The 16109-nt window shown below is 73.2% G+C and carries 17 protein-coding genes; 11 read left to right on the top strand and 6 right to left on the bottom strand.

Annotated elements, in window-relative coordinates; genetic code table 11:
• Window positions 1-680: 680 nt before the first annotated feature.
• The 4 genes from ACFZAX_RS35025 to ACFZAX_RS35010 all read right to left on the bottom strand — a co-directional run bounded on the left by ACFZAX_RS35025 (window position 681) and on the right by ACFZAX_RS35010 (window position 6138).
• Complete coding sequence (locus ACFZAX_RS35025) at window positions 681-1466, bottom strand: hypothetical protein (protein ID WP_390966959.1); 786 nt, start codon at window positions 1464-1466, stop codon at window positions 681-683.
• Window positions 1467-2763: 1297 nt separating this feature from the next.
• The gene (locus ACFZAX_RS35020) at window positions 2764-4140 is read right to left on the bottom strand and encodes an AAA family ATPase (protein ID WP_390966961.1); all 1377 of its coding nucleotides are present in this window, start codon (window positions 4138-4140) and stop codon (window positions 2764-2766) included.
• 5 nt (window positions 4141-4145) lie between these two features.
• Entirely contained in the window at window positions 4146-5093 is a 948-nt protein-coding gene (locus ACFZAX_RS35015) for a hypothetical protein (protein ID WP_390966957.1), read from the bottom strand.
• 289 nt (window positions 5094-5382) lie between these two features.
• Window positions 5383-6138, bottom strand: coding sequence for a GntR family transcriptional regulator (locus ACFZAX_RS35010; protein ID WP_390966955.1), 756 nt, complete (start codon window positions 6136-6138; stop codon window positions 5383-5385).
• Window positions 6139-6367: 229 nt separating this feature from the next.
• Here ACFZAX_RS35010 and ACFZAX_RS35005 point away from each other — a divergent pair, with 229 nt between their 5' ends.
• The 11 genes from ACFZAX_RS35005 (at window position 6368) to ACFZAX_RS34955 (ending at window position 14368) form a co-directional block, all read left to right on the top strand.
• Window positions 6368-6844 carry a sigma-70 family RNA polymerase sigma factor gene (locus ACFZAX_RS35005; RefSeq protein WP_390966953.1) on the top strand — a complete coding sequence of 159 codons (477 nt, stop codon included), beginning with the start codon at window positions 6368-6370 and terminating at the stop codon, window positions 6842-6844.
• Window positions 6841-7170: a hypothetical protein gene (locus tag ACFZAX_RS35000; protein WP_390966951.1), complete on the top strand. Its 330-nt coding sequence runs from the start codon at window positions 6841-6843 to the stop codon at window positions 7168-7170. Before ACFZAX_RS35005 ends, ACFZAX_RS35000 begins: the two co-directional genes overlap by 4 nt.
• A complete protein-coding gene (locus ACFZAX_RS34995; RefSeq protein WP_390966949.1) occupies window positions 7170-7448 on the top strand; it encodes a hypothetical protein in 279 nt (92 codons plus the stop codon). Before ACFZAX_RS35000 ends, ACFZAX_RS34995 begins: the two co-directional genes overlap by 1 nt.
• On the top strand, window positions 7445-8179 hold the full coding sequence (locus ACFZAX_RS34990; RefSeq protein ID WP_390966947.1) for a hypothetical protein: 735 nt from the start codon (window positions 7445-7447) through the stop codon (window positions 8177-8179). The genes ACFZAX_RS34995 and ACFZAX_RS34990 overlap by 4 nt, the downstream gene beginning before the upstream one ends.
• Window positions 8179-10314, top strand: a complete 2136-nt coding sequence (locus ACFZAX_RS34985) for an FtsK/SpoIIIE domain-containing protein (RefSeq protein ID WP_390966945.1) — start codon at window positions 8179-8181, stop codon at window positions 10312-10314. The genes ACFZAX_RS34990 and ACFZAX_RS34985 overlap by 1 nt, the downstream gene beginning before the upstream one ends.
• A 90-nt stretch (window positions 10315-10404) precedes the next feature.
• The gene (locus tag ACFZAX_RS34980; protein WP_390966943.1) at window positions 10405-10641 is read left to right on the top strand and encodes a hypothetical protein; all 237 of its coding nucleotides are present in this window, start codon (window positions 10405-10407) and stop codon (window positions 10639-10641) included.
• 170 nt (window positions 10642-10811) lie between these two features.
• On the top strand, window positions 10812-11309 hold the full coding sequence (locus ACFZAX_RS34975) for a hypothetical protein (protein WP_390966941.1): 498 nt from the start codon (window positions 10812-10814) through the stop codon (window positions 11307-11309).
• A gap of 8 nt (window positions 11310-11317) precedes the next feature.
• Window positions 11318-11680 (top strand): ParB N-terminal domain-containing protein, encoded by a 363-nt coding sequence (locus tag ACFZAX_RS34970; RefSeq protein WP_390966939.1) that lies wholly within the window; start codon window positions 11318-11320, stop codon window positions 11678-11680.
• A gap of 173 nt (window positions 11681-11853) precedes the next feature.
• The gene (locus tag ACFZAX_RS34965; RefSeq protein ID WP_390966937.1) at window positions 11854-12030 is read left to right on the top strand and encodes a hypothetical protein; all 177 of its coding nucleotides are present in this window, start codon (window positions 11854-11856) and stop codon (window positions 12028-12030) included.
• A 197-nt stretch (window positions 12031-12227) separates the two neighbouring features.
• Complete coding sequence (locus tag ACFZAX_RS34960; protein WP_390966935.1) at window positions 12228-12356, top strand: hypothetical protein; 129 nt, start codon at window positions 12228-12230, stop codon at window positions 12354-12356.
• A 164-nt stretch (window positions 12357-12520) separates the two neighbouring features.
• Window positions 12521-14368 carry a DUF2637 domain-containing protein gene (locus ACFZAX_RS34955; protein ID WP_390966933.1) on the top strand — a complete coding sequence of 616 codons (1848 nt, stop codon included), beginning with the start codon at window positions 12521-12523 and terminating at the stop codon, window positions 14366-14368.
• Window positions 14369-14435: 67 nt separating this feature from the next.
• Here the strand turns inward: ACFZAX_RS34955 and ACFZAX_RS34950 are convergent, their stop codons facing one another.
• Together ACFZAX_RS34950 and ACFZAX_RS34945 are read right to left on the bottom strand one after the other, a co-directional pair.
• Window positions 14436-15047 (bottom strand): helix-turn-helix domain-containing protein, encoded by a 612-nt coding sequence (locus ACFZAX_RS34950; RefSeq protein WP_390966931.1) that lies wholly within the window; start codon window positions 15045-15047, stop codon window positions 14436-14438.
• Between the two features lie 80 nt (window positions 15048-15127).
• Window positions 15128-15301: a hypothetical protein gene (locus tag ACFZAX_RS34945; protein WP_390966929.1), complete on the bottom strand. Its 174-nt coding sequence runs from the start codon at window positions 15299-15301 to the stop codon at window positions 15128-15130.
• Between the last annotated feature and the right edge of the window lie 808 nt (window positions 15302-16109).

The following is a 16109-nucleotide window of genomic DNA, read 5'->3' as shown; positions in this document are numbered from 1 at the left end:
CCCGCGGAGCGGGTACCTACGCGCTGCGCGCGTAGGAGTGCGGGAATTCGCTGCGCGAATTCATAAAGGCGCTGCGCGCCTTTTGATAAACCGCTGCGCGGTTTATGGGAATTCCCGCGTTGCGGGAATTGAATTACCGCTGCGCGGTAATTCTGGGTGGGCCGCTCCGCTGCGCTCCGGGCCCCGGGCGTCCGCTGCGCTCCCGCCCACCGGCTCCGCCGGGCTGGCTACGGGCGGGGAGGGTGCATCAGGCGCGGGCCTGTGTAGGGCTTGGGTTTCCGGCCCACCACCCCGGGGGGCGGACCGGGCTGACGAGCCACCAGGAGGCACGGCGCGAGGGCGGCACCACGGGGACCAGGAGGACGGGGAGCACCCCGGATAACGGTGCTTCAGTTCGGGGGCGGGATGAGATCTGGAGCGGGCCCGCTCCCCCGCTGCACCACCTGATGCACATGTACCTTTGGCGAAACCAGGCCACACCCCCGGAGGAGACCCGCCCGCCCGTGCATCACTTTTTGATGCACGGGTAGCATCACGAACCATCTGCTACCACCGGATGCGCCCGGAACGCTATCTGATGCACGGGTAGAAACACGAACCGACCACCACCACCGGCCCGCTGGGAAGTAGGTGCCTATTCCTGTGGAATGGCACCCACTTCCTGGCCGTATTCATTCTTCCTATTCGCCGCAGTGGCATCCGAAACAGTTCAGGCAGCAGCGACAGTCGGGGCACTGTTCACGCATGAGATCGCCGCAGGGCTGGAATTGGGATTGCTTTTCGGCGGGGTCCGGGCACCAGCACTCGCAGCACGACCCGCACCGGGCGTGGACGCGGTCGACGCGGCGGCCGTCGCGCACCGTGGTGGACCGGTCCCCGCAGTCCCGGCACCGGCGCGGCACCACCGGGGCCGGCTCCGGCAGCAACGCCATCTTCTGCGTCCACTCCCGCAGCGCGTCCAGGTCGGCGGCGGTGAGCCCGGCGGCGGGGGCGACGGGGTGCGCGAGGACCGGCCCGACCGCCGACAGGTAGCTGAGGGTCCGGCGCAGCTCCGCCTGGTGGTGGTTCCCGGCGCGGACCCAGGCCACCGGGCGGTCGTGGGTCCGCGCCCACGCCACGATCTCCTCCGACCGGAACCGCAGATCGATTCCCGCGTCGGGGCACCGGCCGGGGTCCTCGGCCCGCAGGTAGTGCACCGACCCGGTCTCCCGCAGCGGCACCAGCGGCGGCACCGACGCCCACCCGAGCGCGGGGAGCAGGGGCGCCAGCTCGTCGGGGGTGTAGGAGGAGACCAGGACCAGGTCGGCGGGGAGCTCGGCGAGGGCCCGGCCGACCGCCGGGTCGAGGGCGAGCCGCAGAGGGGCCTGGCGGGGGTAGACCATCGCCGCCCACGCCCGCCACGCCGCCGACTCCGCCGCGTGCACGACGTGCCCGGCAGGAACCGGACCCCCGTACGGGGACAACACACCATCAACCTCAATCGCAACATATGGACGCATACAGGAAAAATACCTGAAATCCGTTGCATTTGTGGGTAGTTGGGCGGATCGAGGGTGAGTAGGAACGCGGGTTCGCCGGGGCGCAGTGATCACTACGGTCGGCGTGATCGACCGAGAAGGGCGCCCGTGCGCGAGGGACAGAACGAGCACCAGGACCAGGAGGACCCGGACAGCCTGGCGGACGCCGCGACGGCTCGGCGTGCTCGGCGGACCCTGCGCGGCCTCTGGTCCCTTCGGCCCCGCGAGCCCTCGAAGGGGTGCTGCAACGGGTGCTGCCACGCGGACGCCCGGCGTGGGGGTTCCGGGGACTTCGCGCAGCTCAGCACCCGTGGCAGCACCCGGCATGGCAGCACCCATGGCAGCACCCGTGGCAGGTGGCCGAACGGTCGGACCGGGGGCCCGGCGCGCTCCGCGACGGGCCGCGAGAAAGGCCGGCGCAGCGCCGCCGCGTCTTCCCCGAGTCCCCGTCACCCGCCCGCCACCTCCACCAGCCAGGCCCGGGGAACGAGGGGAAGTCCGCGCCGTGGTGAGCGCGGACGCGTGCGCTGACCTGGGCGAACGGGCGGGCTGCGGTCGAGGCGGTGCAACAGATGTCGCACCCCCTGGTGCTACGGATGGTGCTACCGATGGCGCACCACATGCTGCTACCGATGCTGCGCGTCCTCCTGGCCGTCGTGCCTGAGGACCAGGACCACGACGACGTCGGCCGCGCGGGACGGGCCCCGGCATCGAGGCGACGGGCCTCACCGCGGCGAGCTGGTGGTGAGTGCGCTCACCACGCTCGTGGTGAGCGCGGACCGGCGGCCGGCTCCCCGCCCCGGCCACTCGGCGGCCCGTTCCGGGCACCGCCACCCGGCACCGCCCGGCCACCCGCCACCCGGGGTGGCGGGTGGCGGTCACCACGGCCCCGGGTGGCGGTCCTGAGCTGCGCGCACGCCGGAAACCGCCGGATGGTGAGTTCCGGGCCGAACCGGGTGTCCGGTGTGCACGCGCGTGCTCGTGCACGAGTGCACACCGAACGCGCGCGAGCGACCCCCACCGGTTGGGGTCGCGCCTCTGGTCGCGCTCCTGCTCGCGCTCCTGGTCGCATCTCTGGTCGCACCGGTCCCGCCGGGTCCCGGGACGCGCACTCGCCGCCGTACGCCGACTCCGTGCCACGCCACCCCCGCGACTCCGCAGCGCCCTGTACGGCGCTCTGACGACCCAGCAGAACCGCCCCGGACCTGGGAGGCCCGGGGCGGCTGACGATCGCTCAGAGACGCGTTCAGGGGATCAGAACGCCTTGGTCCGGGCCGGGCTCTCCTGACCGGTCGAGCAGGGCCCGGTCCTCGGGGCTGAGCGCGGCGACCTGGTCGGCGGTGAGGGTGGCCACCATGACCGGTGCGTTGCCCGCGTACGGGATCGCCTGCCAGGGCCAGGTGGCGCCCTGGCAGAACTGCTCCGGCCAGGCGCGCTCGGAGCGGGGCCCGCGCCACGGGACCCAGTCCATGAGCCGGAGTTCCTTCGCGCCGGGACCGGTGGCCGGCGCGAGGCCGAACCCGAACTCCGGCCACCGCATCCAGAGGCTGGAGCCGATCGGGCGCAGGTCGCGCTTGCCCATCTGGGCGTGCGGGGCGTGGGCTTCCAGGATCATCGCCGCGCCGCCCGAGACGGCGCGCATCATCTCCAGCGCCGACATGACCGCGCGGGCGGCTTCCTCGTCGTTCTTCGCGTTGGCGGAGAGCTTGTACAGCGCCCCGATGCTGATCAGGTCCGGGCGGGTCTGCTCGACCAGCCGCGCCAGCCACGCCCGGTCGCGGGCCTGCGTCACGTCCAGGCCCTCCGGGATCAGCCGCATGAAGAACCGGCCGCGCTCGACCGGCGTACCCCCGGCTTTCGCCGCGTTGAACATCATCTCCAGCCAGGGGTACGCCTGGCTGTCGGAGTTCTCGGCGTCGATGTGGAGCACGCGCACCGGAGCGATCCGGGCCGTCTTCCACGGATGGAGGCCGGCGGCGGCCCGCATCATGATCTGCCGGAGCATCAGGCTCTTGCCGCCGCCCTCCCCCGCCGTGATCATCAGCCGGTCCCAGCGGGCCAGCACCCCGGGGATCACCCAGTCCGGCTCCGGCGGAGTCTGGGCCAGGAAGTCCAGCAGGTCGATCGCTCCGTCGTCCAGGCGCTGGATCTGCTGGTCCCGCACCGCGCGGGCCGCGTCGACCGCGGCTTCGGCCGCCGCGACCGCCGTGCCCTCCCGGCGCTGCACCGCCGTCATCGTCCGGGCGGCGGCGACGGACAGGGCCCGCCACTGCGACTCCTCGCGGACCATCTCGGCGTAGGCCGGGGCGTGCGCCACGGTCGGCACCGCGTCGTGCAGCTGGTGCAGCCACGCCGCCCCGGCCGGGCCCGCCAGCCGCGTCAGGTCGCCGCGCTCGCGCAGCACGCCGGTCACGGTGATCGGGTCCACCGCCCGGCCTCCCGCCCACAGCGACGACAGCAGGTCCCACAGCTCCCCGTGCCGCACCTGCGAGAAGTCCGGGCCGGACAACATGTTGATCAGGTCCGGCGCCAGGTCCTTCGCCTCGGGGTGCAGCAGCGTGCCCACCACCGCGTCCTCGGCCTCCCGCAGCTCCGCCGCGCGCTCCTCGGTCATCCCGCTCATGTCGCTCACAGACCCGTCCCCCGCGCCAGAATCGCTGCCATCGCTGCCTGAACCTCCGCCGACGGCTGCGCCGACCGGCCCTCGCCGCTTCCGCCGGCCACGCCCGAACCCGCCGCCTGCCCCGGCAGCGGAACCCGCGACCGCTCGCAGTGCACCACCAGGTCCGTCCAGCCGTGCTCCGGCATTTCCGCCGCACGCGCCGCTACCCACACCGCCGGATACCCGGCCTCCAGCAGCTTCACTGCCTGCGCCCGTAGCGCCCGGCGCCGCTGGCTCAGCACCGGCCGTGGCGACGCCGCGACGAAGGAGTCGACCACGGCCTCCGCCTCATCCTGCTCCGGCGTAGCCGCCTCTCTCTCTCCGCCACCAGCCACGGCCGTCCCGTCACCTGTGTGACGAGCGGGAGAGAGATGGTCTTCTGCTCCGCAGGAGGAGTTGGTCTTCTTATGCAGCGGATTTCCCTGCGCAGGCTTAGCCTGCGCAGGGAAATCCGCCTTAGGTTCTGACCTGCGGTTTTGTGGCGAGCCAGCCTGAGGCGGATTTTCCGCCTTAGGCTCTGACCTGCGGTTTTCCTCCGGGGCTTCCCACGGCGCCTCGGCGCCGATCAGCAGCCCGCCTGGCATGTCTGTGATCTGGAAGACGGTGTCACCGAGGTGCCCCAGCTCGTTACGCTCGCGCTCCCGGTGCAGGTAGCCGCACGCCTCCAGCTCCCGCAGCGCCACGGTCAGCGCGTCCTTGCCTTCCGGCCCGTTCGCCAGCAGCGACGCCATGGAGACCCCGAACCCGTCCCGATGCGTCAGGATCTCCCCCAGGAGTCCCCGTGCCCGCCTCGACAGCCGCTTGTCCCGGAGCGCCCGGTTGTAGATCGTGGTGAAGTCGCGCCCGATCACGTCGGCCGCCATCGGGCCGCGCTCGATCCGGCCCGTGAACCCCTTGCGGGTCGGCGCGCTCATCGAGCCACCTCCGCCAGGTGGTCGCCGGTCTGCGGCGTGCCCATAGGGCGGGCTGGCCTGCTGCGCTGTTCATCTCGTACGCTCAAGGGAGCGCACCTCCTCATCTGCCGTGAGAGTGCTTCTTCGCCGGGGTTGCACCCCCGGCGGACCTGCGAGCCCCGTCTCCTGACGGGGCTCGTTGTGTTTCTGGACCACAGCACGACCCGGGAATTCCTGACAGAGTTCCCGGGTCGCGCGGCGTTTCTCGAATAGCGTCACCCGATATGAAATCGGAAAGAGGGAATTCGAGCTATCCGATGATGTCGAGAGTCACACGGTGATGAAGCGGAGTTGTGGTCACCGTGACGTAAACGGTGTTTCCCTCCGAATTTCGAGTCACGTTGACGATACGAAATCCCGGCGATCCCTCCGGCATCCGCAGCGCCTCGCATGCTGCGGGATTCATTGGTTCAGCAGTGATCGCACATTCGGTCGTGGCGACATCCCAGCCCAGCCAGTCGGCAACGCGAGTGCCGACTGGCGGCTTAACGGGCTGAGCGCCGACCGGAGCGAGCATCGGAGGGACGCCCTCGTACCCCTCGGGTACGCGTGAGGCGACCGCGTAGGGCAGGACGGTCAACTTGTGCTGTACGGGCGCGCCGTCCACCGACCTGATCCGCGTCCGTTCGACCACGTCGCTGCCAGGGGTGATCCCCCACTCCGCCATCTCCGGCGGCGCGGGGGCCTGGCGTACGAGCGTTGTTTCCTCGCTGGCCTGAGCCCCAGTGGTGCTGGGCTTCCAGGGCAGGGCGGCGGCGAGGTCCGGGGGCGTGAATGTCCCCAGGTGAGCATCCGCCGCCGGCCCTGCTGCGACAGTCGTTCCGCTACCCCGCTCGGTGCGCGCCAGCCCCAGGGCCGACAGCACCGCATAGGCGGCTGCTGCGGTCTGCTGGCTGACCCCGTACTGATCCGCCAAGTCACGGACGCTGGGCAGACGAGTGCCGTAGCGGTACTGACCTGCCGCGATGCCTGCTCGAATCTCGGCAACGATGCCGTTCGTGTTCATGTGATCGCGTCTCCTCTCCTGGTCTCGCTGCGTATGTCCCAGGTTAGCCGTGTCAAGCAGCGAGCCCCTCTATCTTGACGGGTGTCAAGCAAGTTAGCAACCATCTTGACACTTGGTCGATCGGGACTTAGTTTCGTCTCGAAGGGTCCGCATGGCGGTGGCCTCGGAGGTGCAACTCCGAGGCCACCCGTCGGACCTGTCCACAAGGTGAGGCAGAGAGGGAACCGACATGGTGATGGTGGCAGAGCGGCTGGAGCCGCTGGTCAGCACCCGCTTACGGGCGGGGTTGGCCGAGGAGATCGAGCGCCAGGAGCGCGAGGACAACGCCCGTGGGCCGGAGCCGGAGGCGGTGCCCCGTGGGCACGCGTCGGCGGTTCGGCCGGCGGACGCGGAGCTCCGCGAGCTCCTCGCCGGGTGGGTCGCCGAGTACGGGGTGATGGTCGGGCGTGTCGTCGCCCGGTCCGTCCGCCGCGAGGACCTGCACCTGGTGGACGACCTGACCCAGGACGTGTGGGTCGAGGCGTGGCAGTACCTGCTACGCGGGAACCACGTCCAGCGCCCGGCGGGGTTGCTCGCGGTGATGGCCCGCTCCCGGGTGTGCGGGCACTACCGCTCCGCCCGGACCCGCCGCGAAGTCGCCACCGACTTCCAGGACTACGAGCGGGCCGTTGACCGGCTCGCCTCGTGGATCGGCGCGGCAGCATGAACGCCCGGACCCGGACGGTCCTTCAGACCGTGCTGCTGCGCGACGGCGCCCACTGCCACTGCACCGGGGCCTGCGGCCGGCACAACAACCACGAGTGCGGCACCGAGGCGACCAGCGGGCGCGAGCTGATCGCCGCCCCCTACCCGCTCCCGCTGACCGAGCACGAAACCGCGGCGACCCCCGTGTCGGAGCTCCGCCCGTGGTGCGTGTGGTGCTGGCGCCGGGCGACGCGGCGTACCGCCGAGCTGGCGGCCGAGCTGCGCCGCCAGCAGCTGGCGGAGGCGCAGATGGCGCTGCCGCTGGACCTGTTCGGCGGTGGCCACTGATGGCGTACGGACAGACGCGGGTGCTGCTGGTGGACCGGATCGCGGGGGCGGTGGCCCGCACCGTGCGGGTGGCCGGCCTCGCGGTCCGGCTGGCGACGGCGACCCGGATGGGCCCCTCGGACCTCTACGCGGCCCTGGCCACGGCGCGGTTCGTGGCGGCGCACGAGCTGATCGAGCGGGCCGCTGCGGCGGTCCAGGACGACGACGAGGTGGACGTCGTCCACCTCTCCCAGCCGCTGTGGTTCGGCGGCACCACTCTTGTGGAGGACGACGAATGAGCAGCAACAGCAATGACGACTGGCTCGACGCCAGGGGGCAGGGCCACAGCTTCGAGCCGTCGTTCGCCGGTGAGCAGCGGGCGTACGTGGAGGGCCGGGCGGTTCCGCCGCGTCCGTCGGTGCCACCGCAGGTCGGCGCTCCGGCTCCGGCTGCTGCGGCGGGTCCGGGGCTGGGTTCGCGGACGGCGGCTGCGGCGGGTGCGGCGGCGGGCGGGTTCGTCGGCGCGATGGGCGGGTCGTTCGTGCCGCCGCTGACGGTGAACATGAACTCCGGGGGGAACGGCGGCAGCCACAACGGCGGTGGCCGGGGCGGCAACGGCGGTGCGGGTGGGGGCGGGTCGGACGACCGGCACCAGGGCGACCGGATGATCTACGCGATCGAGCGGATCGAGATCCGTTCGAACAAGGACATCGTGGCGCTGGCCCGCGCGATCAACCACTTGGGCAGGGAACTGCACCTGATCCTCGGGATGCGCGCCGAGGAGATCAACGGGGTGCTGTCCACCTACAAGGGCAAGTGGTACACCTTCGGCGCCTCCAGCAGGGTCAAGGCGCGTCTCGTCTCGGCCCACCTCAAGGTCAGCGCGGAGGCGGCGCGGGCGCTGGGCGTCGGGGCGCTGAAGATGGCGTCGGCGTTCGACCGGCACTTCGTGAAGCCCGAGCAGGAGGCCAAGGCCCGCCGCAACGGCCAGAAGTCCCCCCGCAAGTCCTTCACGATCGGGGACATGTGATGGGGCGCCGGAAGAACACGACGACGGCCGCTGCGGCGGCGCCGGTCGGTTCGGCGGTCGCGGTGGTCGGACGCGGTCTGTCGGGTGTGGTCGGGCACGTCGTCGCCAAGGCGGCGCCGTACAGCGGCCCGTGGATCGCTGCCGCGTCCCTCCCGCCGCTCGCTGGGTTCGCGACGAACAGCCTGTGGGGCAGCGCCCCGCTGTCGGCCGGCCTCGCCTCGGCGGCGCTCGCTGTCGGCGGCGCGGGCCTGTCCGCGGTGGTCTGGAAGACGACCCCGGCCGCCACGAAGTTCGGCCGGTTCCGCCGGGTGCAGGCGACGGCGTCGGTCGCGGCCGGGATGGGCTGGCTGACCACCGCGACGGCGGCCGGGCCGTTCGGTCACCCCACGCTCGACGCGTGGCTGCTGGGCGGCGGACTGTTCGCCGCGTCCTGGAACGTGCGCCAGCTCATGCGCAACGGGGCGTCCGGCGAGGTCGAGGAGACCAACGACGGCCCCGGGACGCTCGGCCGCCTGGTCGAGGCGATCGGCTGGGAGAAGGTCAAGGTCAAGGAGGCGAAGGGCTCCGGCAAGGGCACTGTGCAGGCCGCCATCGAGGTGGCGCCCGGCGCCACGGTCGAGGCCGTCCAGGCCACCACCGGCCGGGTCGCCGCCGCCCTCCAGGTCCCGCCGTCCGGGGTGATCGTGACCCCGGATCCGGAGGACGCCTCCCGGGGCACCGTGTCCCTCCGCGTGGCCGACCTGCTGAAGGACGGCGTGCCCTTCGCGCCGCCCGTCGGGCTGGGCATGCTGCCCACCCACCCGATCCCGGTCGGTCTCTACGCGGACGGCGAGGTGTGGCTGCTGGACCCGTTCAGCGCCCCGATCCTCCAGCACCTGTTGGTGATGGGCGTGACCGGCGCGGGCAAGTCGGAGTTCGCCCGCAGCGTGCTGGCCCACCTGATGACCCGGGCGAAGATGTCGCTGTTCTTGGTGGACGTGGCGAAGGGCCGGCAGACGGTCGGGCACATCGCGGACGGCCTGGACTGGTTCATCACCGACACCAAGGAGGCGAAGCGGCTCCTGAAGTCGCTCCCGGCCGCGATCAAAGCGCGCGGCGACCAGCTCGCCGCCGAGGGCCTGGACCAGTGGACCCCCGACTCCAGCCTCAACGCGGTGTGCGTGTGGCTGGAGGAGGCCGCCGACCTCGCCGATTTCAGCGAGCTGGACAAGATCGCCCGCGCGGCCCGCAGCGTCGGTATCTGGCTGGTCATCAGCCTCCAGCGCGCCACCTGGACCAACGTCAGCACCGACGTGCGCGCCAACCTCCAGGCCACCGCGTGTTTCGGGGTGGACGACCCGTCCGACGCCGGGTTCTGCCTCCCCGACTCCGTCACCGGCTCCGGCGCCGTCCCCGCGTGGGGCTCCAACCGGCCCGGCTACGCCTACTCCACCGGGATGGGCCAGGCGCAGGACCGGTGGACCACCGAGGTCCGCTCCGGCCTGACCGACCGTGAGCAGCTGGCCGCCCTGGTGGCCGCCGCCGCCCCGTACCGCGACCCGCTCGACGCCACGACCGCCCAGGCACTCGGCCAGGCGTACGCGCAGCGCGAGCACCGGGGCACCAACCGCACCACCCCCGGCATCACCGCCCCGGCCGCCGCTCCGGCCGCCCTGGCCCCCACTCCGGCCGCCTGGTCCCCCGTTCCGCAACCGGCCGCCGACCCCGCCGACTACGTCCTGGAGGGCGACGACATGACCGACCTCGACGACGCCGCGGCCGAGGAGTACCAGGAGATGCGCGCCGAGGTCCTGGGCGCGATCCCCGCCGACCCGGAGCCCGACGCCGACTACGCCCACCTGGACCTGGAGGACGACGTCGAGGACGCGGACGACGACACGGACATGCAGTTCGACGCCCCCGCCCGGGTGGGCACCGAGGAGGCCCGCCACATCCTCTACACCGAACTCGACGGCTGGGTCCGCACCGGGCGCCTGGAGTTCGAGCCCGCCGACCTCATCCCCGCCGTCACCGCCGCCGGCCGCAAGCGCCCGTGGATGCAGGGCGAGCTGAAGCGGCTCGTCGAGGCGGGCCTGGTCCAGCGCGACGGCCACGGCTCCTACACGATCCTCCACTCCCCGCTCCAGCACGCCTGACCCCCGGGCCGCCCCGTCGCCCCCAGCCCTCGTGCTGGGGGCGGCGGAGAGGCCCGGACCACCCGGACCCGGACACGGAGGAGAAACCCCATGAGCACCCCGACGCAGACGGCCGTCAGCACCCCGCAGGAGACCGGCGCCCACGCCCTCGCCCTGGCCGTCGAGTTCGCCCGAAAGGGCGCCATCTACGCCGCGAGCGGCGGTCGGACCGCCGAGGAGAACGCGAACACGATCGCCGTCTACTGCGGCCTCGCGGGGACCTACGCGGACATCGCGAAGGCCGCCGCCGCCCTCGCCGCCGCCCCTGCCGCCGGTCACGTTCAGTGACGGTCTGACAGTCACGGGCGGGTCTGACTTTCGACAGTCAGACCCGCCGGGGGCCTAAAGGGAAGTCACGGAACATCGCAGCTGAGGGGCCTGACTTCCCGCCCTGACTGTCAGAACCGGCCCGTCTGACACCCTGCCTGACAGTTACTCAACGTGAGGAGAACGTGGCCATGTCCTACCCCCTGGAACCCCGCCCGACCGCCTACCCGGCCCCCCGCCCGGCCTCGCCCACGGCCCCCGCGACGGTCCCCGTCACCGGCCTCGTGCAGCTGCACGACGAGCACCGCGAGGCGGTCGTATGGGTGCCCGACGCGTACGGGCGGATGGTCCCCGTCAGCCGGTCGCAGGCCGATGCGATGCTCGCCCTGGTGCCCGCGACCTCGCCCCGCGACCTCGCCCCCCAGCCGCTGCTGGACCCCCGCGCGCAGACCATCGTCGCGGCCGGCCTCGGCACCGGGGCGGCGGCGGCCGGGGTCGGCTACGGACTGGGCCAGGTCCTCGCCCCGCTCGCCGCGGTCGCCTCCGGCACCGGCCTGTGGGCCCTCGCGCTCCTGGCCGTCGTCGGCGCGACCGCCCGCCGCACCACCGGCACGACGTACGTCACCCACAACCACACCGATGCCCGCTGGTTCGGCAGGGCCGCCACCACCACCCGGAACGGCAGGTGACCGGGGCGATGGCGCGCTACCTGGGCACCCTGCCGGTCTCGCTGCTGCGGGACGACGCGATCCGCCCGACCGAGTACACCCGCTGGGCCGACGCGCACACCCGGTTTGCCCGCCGGGAGAAGGACGCCGCGATCCTCGCCGACCTGCTGGCCACGATCCCCCACCAGGGCCTCCGCGTCCCGCTCGTCCTCGGGATCAGCGACCGGTACGGCGACGTGTACGTCGCCGACGGCCACCACCGCGCCGTCGCCCTGCGCACCCTGCGCGCCCGCCGGTTCCCGTTCCACTGGTACTGGATCAAGGCCGCCGGGGTCCGGATCGAGGACCGGCCCTTCCCCTACTACCTGGTGGACCGGCCCGACCCCGCCTGACGGCTGCCCGTCCGCCCTCCCGGCCCCGGTACACGGGCCCGGCGGGCGGGCGGGGAGCCGGACAGAACGCCCGGCCCCCGAACAGGAGAAACCCCCATGAGCACCCACACGATCCGCCCCGGCCACTACCCGCGCTCCCGCCCGGCCCGTACCGGTGGACGGCGGTCGTCGCGGTGGACGGCACCGTCCGCCCCTCCGCCGAACGGCGCACCGAGCGCACCGGCACCACCCGCGTCGAGTACACCCAGTCGTCCCGGCCCCTCGCGGCCGACGTGCTGGCCCGCATCCAGCGCGAGCCCGGCATGACCCGGGCCGCCCTGATCCAGCTGATCGTCTCCGACGACCAGTAGCCCAACCCCCGGACAGCACGGAGCGCCCCTCCCAACCACCACAGCGAGCAGGGGCGCCCCTCCCATCCCAGAGAGACAGGAGATCCGATTATGACCTGCTGCGGACGCCCGATGACCCCCAGCGGCCCCCAGCTGGTGTGCCGCAAGTGCGGCGCCTGGACCCAGCCCGGAACGACCGGAGCGGCCGGAGCGGCCCGGTGACCGCCCGCCGCGTACGGACCCTCGTCCGGCGCCTGGCCCGCTGCGCCTCCCAGTGGCAGTGCAACCAGTGCCGCACCTGGTTCGAGTCCGACACCCCCAGCCAGACCTGCTCCGACTGCTCCTGACCGCTCACCGCGCCCCCGGGGCCCGTCCGGCCCCGGGGGCGCCCTTCCGCTCCTGACGGAGGCACAGCATGACCACGACGTACACCGCTCCGGTTCCGGCCGGGTCCGCTCCGGATCGGCGGGCCGGTGCTCCGGCCACCCCCGCAAGGGGGGAGGATGCCGGGATGAACGAGATGCTGATGGGTGACCAGACCACGGCCACGGGGGGTGCCACGGCCCCGGCCGCTCCGTACGCGGCCGTGGCCATTCCGGCGGCCACCCCGGCCGCTCCGACTGCCACGAACACCGTTCCGCCTGCTCCCCGCAAGGGCGGCCGGGGGGTGCCGGGGGAGGGTGGCACCCCCCTCGCCACGGCCCCGGCCGACCACGAGGCGGCCGGGGCCGATGTGGCCGGCCCCCCGGCCACCGCGGCCACCCTCGGCGCCCGGCTCGTGGGCTGGCTCCTGCCCCTGGTGGCCGGGGTCGGCATGCCGGTCGTCGGCGTGATCGGGTTCGCCGCCTCGTACACCACGCTCAAGCAGTTCGCCCTCGGACACGGGTTCAGCGCGGGGTTCGCGCCCTGGTTCCCGATCGGCATCGACGTCTCCATCGTGGCCCTGCTCGCCCTGGATCTGTTCATGGTCCGCCGGGGCACCCCGTGGCCCCTGCTGCGCTACGCCGCGCACGTCATGACGCTCGTGACGGTCGTGCTGAACGCCACCGAGGGCATCGGCGGCGAGGGCGCTGCCGGAGGCCGTACGGAGGCCGCAGGCGGCCTCTGGGACAGCCTGTGGGCGGACCCGCTGTGGGCGCTGTCCCACGCGGTCATGCCCGGCCTGTTCGTCCTCGGGATCGAGGGCGCCCGCAAGATCCTGATGCACGCCGCACGGATCAAGGAGGGCACGGCCACCGACCGCGTCCCGCTGCACCGGTGGGTGCTCTCCCCGATCGCGACCCCGCGCCTGTACCGGCGGATGCGCCTGGCGGCCGTGCGCTCCTACCCCGAGATGGTGCGACGGGAGCAGGACCTGGCCGGGTACGTCGTCCACCTCACGCAGCGCCACGGCGGCGACCTCAAGAAGGCGTCGGAGATCGAGCGGCTGCCCATCACGATGGCGCCCCGCGGCTACACCGTCGAAGAGGCGCTCGCCCTGCCGGAGCGGTGGCAGGCGGAGGAGGAAGAGCGCGCGCGTCAGAAGGCGGAGCGCGAGCGGAAGAAGGAGAGGGAGGACGCGGAGCGCGCGCGGCAGGACAAGGAGCGTCAGCGCCAGGAGGCGGAGGACGACCGCCGGGAGGCGGAGCGTCAGCGCGAGGCGGCGACGGCGGCCCGGATCGCGGAGATCACCGACCGGGGCAAGGTCGCCGAGGCGGAGCACCGCACGGACGCCCGGATCGGTTCGGCGGCGGCCGAGGCGACCGCCGTCACCGCCGAGGCTGAGGTGGCGGCCCGTCTCCGGAAGACGGCGGCCGAGCGTGCCGAGCAGGCGGAGCGTTCGGCGGTCGAGTCGGAGCGGGCCGCCGCCGCCCGCAAGCGCGCGGCGGAGCTGGAGGACGAGGCGGTGGCTCTGGAGCTGAAGGCGGCCCGCGACCGGGACGAGGCGACCCGCCTCGCGGACCAGGCGGAGCGCCGGGCACAGGACACGGAGCGCCGCACGGCGGACCGGATCACCCGCGAACACCAGCTCGCCCAGACCGAGAAGGCGACGGCCGAGGCGACCCTGGCCGCCGCCCGCGCCCGCGCGGAAGCCGCCCGCATCGAGGCGGCGACCGAAGCCGCGGAGGACTACCTCAAGCTCTCCCAGCGCCAGCGCCACGCCCGCCGGACCGCCCGCATGCTGCTGGCCGCGCACCCCGCCGGCACCCCGGCCGACCAGATCGACCCCGAGCGCATCCCGCTCGCCCAGATCCAGGAACGCCTCGGCGCCGCCCGCACCACCGCCGGGGAGCTCCGCCAGGAGGCGATGCAGCTCCTGCACGACGGCTACGCCGACCAGGCCGCCGCCGACGCGGCGTACGAGCCGCAGCAGCACTGACCCGCCCGCACCACAGCAGGAAGGGCCCGGCCTGATGGCCGGGCCCTTCCGCGCGTCCGAGGACCTGTCAGGCCCGCCGCCACCACCGACGCCGCTCCACCGCCTCCCCACCCGTCCCGGGCCCCGGGCCCGGAGCGGGAGCCGGAGCCGGAGCTGTCGGGGGCACCGGCTCGGGCGCGGGACCGGCAGGGTGCGCCTGCCCCGGCACGGACGGGGCAGGCCGGAGCACGGCCCGCTCCTGGCCCGCCGTCAGAGCCCGCAGCGCCTGCTGGAGATCGGTGATGTGTTCGGCGCGCGCGGCGAGCTGCGCGCGCAGGTGCGCGGCCTCGACCTCGGCGACCCGGCGGCCGTTCTCCGCCTCGGCGACGGCCAGGGCGTGCTCGTGCCGGAGCCGGTCCAGTTCGGCCCGGAGCCCGGCGATGTCGTCCCGGTCCGCGTCCGGGACGACATCGCCGGTCCCGGCCGGGGTCGCCGCGGTGGGTTCGGGGTCCGGTCCGGCGGGGGCGTTCAGCCGGAACCCGGCCGCGAGGAGGTCCTCGACGGGGATCAGCCACCCGCGCTGCGGGTCCTGGACCGCGCCGGGCAGGTCGCCAGCCTCGCGGCGCCGGCGGATGGTGGTGCGGGAGACGCCGCACGCCGTGGCGGCCTCGCGCTGGTTCAGCAGGGGACGCGTGCTCATGGGCCCATCCTCCCCCGTGGGGGCGCTCCGGCCGCTCCACCCCGGCACGGGGCGCGGAGCGGCCGGAGGAGGCCCCAGGGTCACAGGGCGACGACGACGGCCATGCAGGCGGCGAGGAGGGCCGCTACGCCCACGACGGCGCCCAGCGGGGCGCCGAGGGAGGGGTGACGGTGGACCAGGTAGCCGGTGGCGCCCAGGAGCATCAGGACGACGAGCGCGGCCAGGAGGACGACGAGGGCCAGGAGGCGGGACACGGCGAGGGGTTCCTTCCGGTTGGGGCGGGTGGCGGACAGGACGCCGAAGCGACCATGCCGCCGCCGCAGGGAAAGCACAGTCCCCGCCACCCCCGGGCCAGCCCGGGTGATCGGTGGGGGGCGAGCTGCACCATGCGACCGTGCCGCCCAAGCCCCGCAAGCCCCGCTCGACCTCCCACCACCCCGGGCCGGTGGTGGTGGTTGGTTCGTGTTTTTACCCGTGCATCAGTTGGTGTTCAGGGCGTTGGGGAAGTGGCCAGGATTCCCAAGCCCTACACAGCCCATAAAGTTGATGCACTGCGGGGGAGCGGCGCCCCGGGGTGTGGCCCGTTTCTGCCAACGTCACATGCTGCATCAGGTGATGCAGTGGGGGTGTGGGCTGGTTCCAGAGTTCATCCCGACCCCCAGTTTGAGGCAGCGTCACCCGGGAGTCTCCGGCCCTCTCGACCCCCGGCCCACCCCCCCCACCCCCGCCTCCTCCTGATGACCCGTCAGCCGGGGTCTGGGCCCCGGGGGAGAGGGCTGGAACCCCCAGCCCCACCAGGCCCGCGCCTGATGCACCGGCAGCCCCCTCCCTGTAGCCAGCCCCGGCGGAGCCGGGAGGGCGGGAGCGCAGCGGACGCCTGGTCCTGGAGCGAAGCGGAAGGGCCTCACTGGATTTCCGCGCAGCGGTAATCCAATTCACGCGGAGCGTGAATTCCCATAAACCGCGCAGCGGTTTATCAAAAGGCGCGCAGCGCCTTTCAGAATTCGCGCAGCGAATTCCGTCACTGCCCAGCGCGCAGCGCTGGGATACCCGCTCCGCGGG

Source organism: Streptomyces sp. NPDC008125, assembly GCF_042957125.1.
In the GTDB taxonomy this organism is placed as follows: domain Bacteria; phylum Actinomycetota; class Actinomycetes; order Streptomycetales; family Streptomycetaceae; genus Streptomyces.
This window is presented reverse-complemented; position numbering and strand designations above follow the sequence as displayed.

Excerpts from the sequence above, each read along its gene's own strand:
- ACFZAX_RS34985 (WP_390966945.1), top strand. The coding sequence starts at position 8,179 with ATGGGGCGCCGGAAGAACACGACGACGGCCGCTGCGGCGGCGCCGGTC.
- ACFZAX_RS34980 (WP_390966943.1), top strand. The coding sequence starts at position 10,405 with ATGAGCACCCCGACGCAGACGGCCGTCAGCACCCCGCAGGAGACCGGC.
- ACFZAX_RS35000 (WP_390966951.1), top strand. The coding sequence starts at position 6,841 with ATGAACGCCCGGACCCGGACGGTCCTTCAGACCGTGCTGCTGCGCGAC.
- ACFZAX_RS34955 (WP_390966933.1), top strand. The coding sequence starts at position 12,521 with ATGAACGAGATGCTGATGGGTGACCAGACCACGGCCACGGGGGGTGCC.
- ACFZAX_RS34950 (WP_390966931.1), bottom strand. The coding sequence starts at position 15,047 with ATGAGCACGCGTCCCCTGCTGAACCAGCGCGAGGCCGCCACGGCGTGC.
- ACFZAX_RS35005 (WP_390966953.1), top strand. The coding sequence starts at position 6,368 with ATGGTGATGGTGGCAGAGCGGCTGGAGCCGCTGGTCAGCACCCGCTTA.
- ACFZAX_RS34975 (WP_390966941.1), top strand. The coding sequence starts at position 10,812 with ATGTCCTACCCCCTGGAACCCCGCCCGACCGCCTACCCGGCCCCCCGC.
- ACFZAX_RS34990 (WP_390966947.1), top strand. The coding sequence starts at position 7,445 with ATGAGCAGCAACAGCAATGACGACTGGCTCGACGCCAGGGGGCAGGGC.
- ACFZAX_RS35015 (WP_390966957.1), bottom strand. The coding sequence starts at position 5,093 with ATGAGCGCGCCGACCCGCAAGGGGTTCACGGGCCGGATCGAGCGCGGC.
- ACFZAX_RS34995 (WP_390966949.1), top strand. The coding sequence starts at position 7,170 with ATGGCGTACGGACAGACGCGGGTGCTGCTGGTGGACCGGATCGCGGGG.
- ACFZAX_RS35010 (WP_390966955.1), bottom strand. The coding sequence starts at position 6,138 with ATGAACACGAACGGCATCGTTGCCGAGATTCGAGCAGGCATCGCGGCA.
- ACFZAX_RS34970 (WP_390966939.1), top strand. The coding sequence starts at position 11,318 with ATGGCGCGCTACCTGGGCACCCTGCCGGTCTCGCTGCTGCGGGACGAC.
- ACFZAX_RS35020 (WP_390966961.1), bottom strand. The coding sequence starts at position 4,140 with ATGAGCGGGATGACCGAGGAGCGCGCGGCGGAGCTGCGGGAGGCCGAG.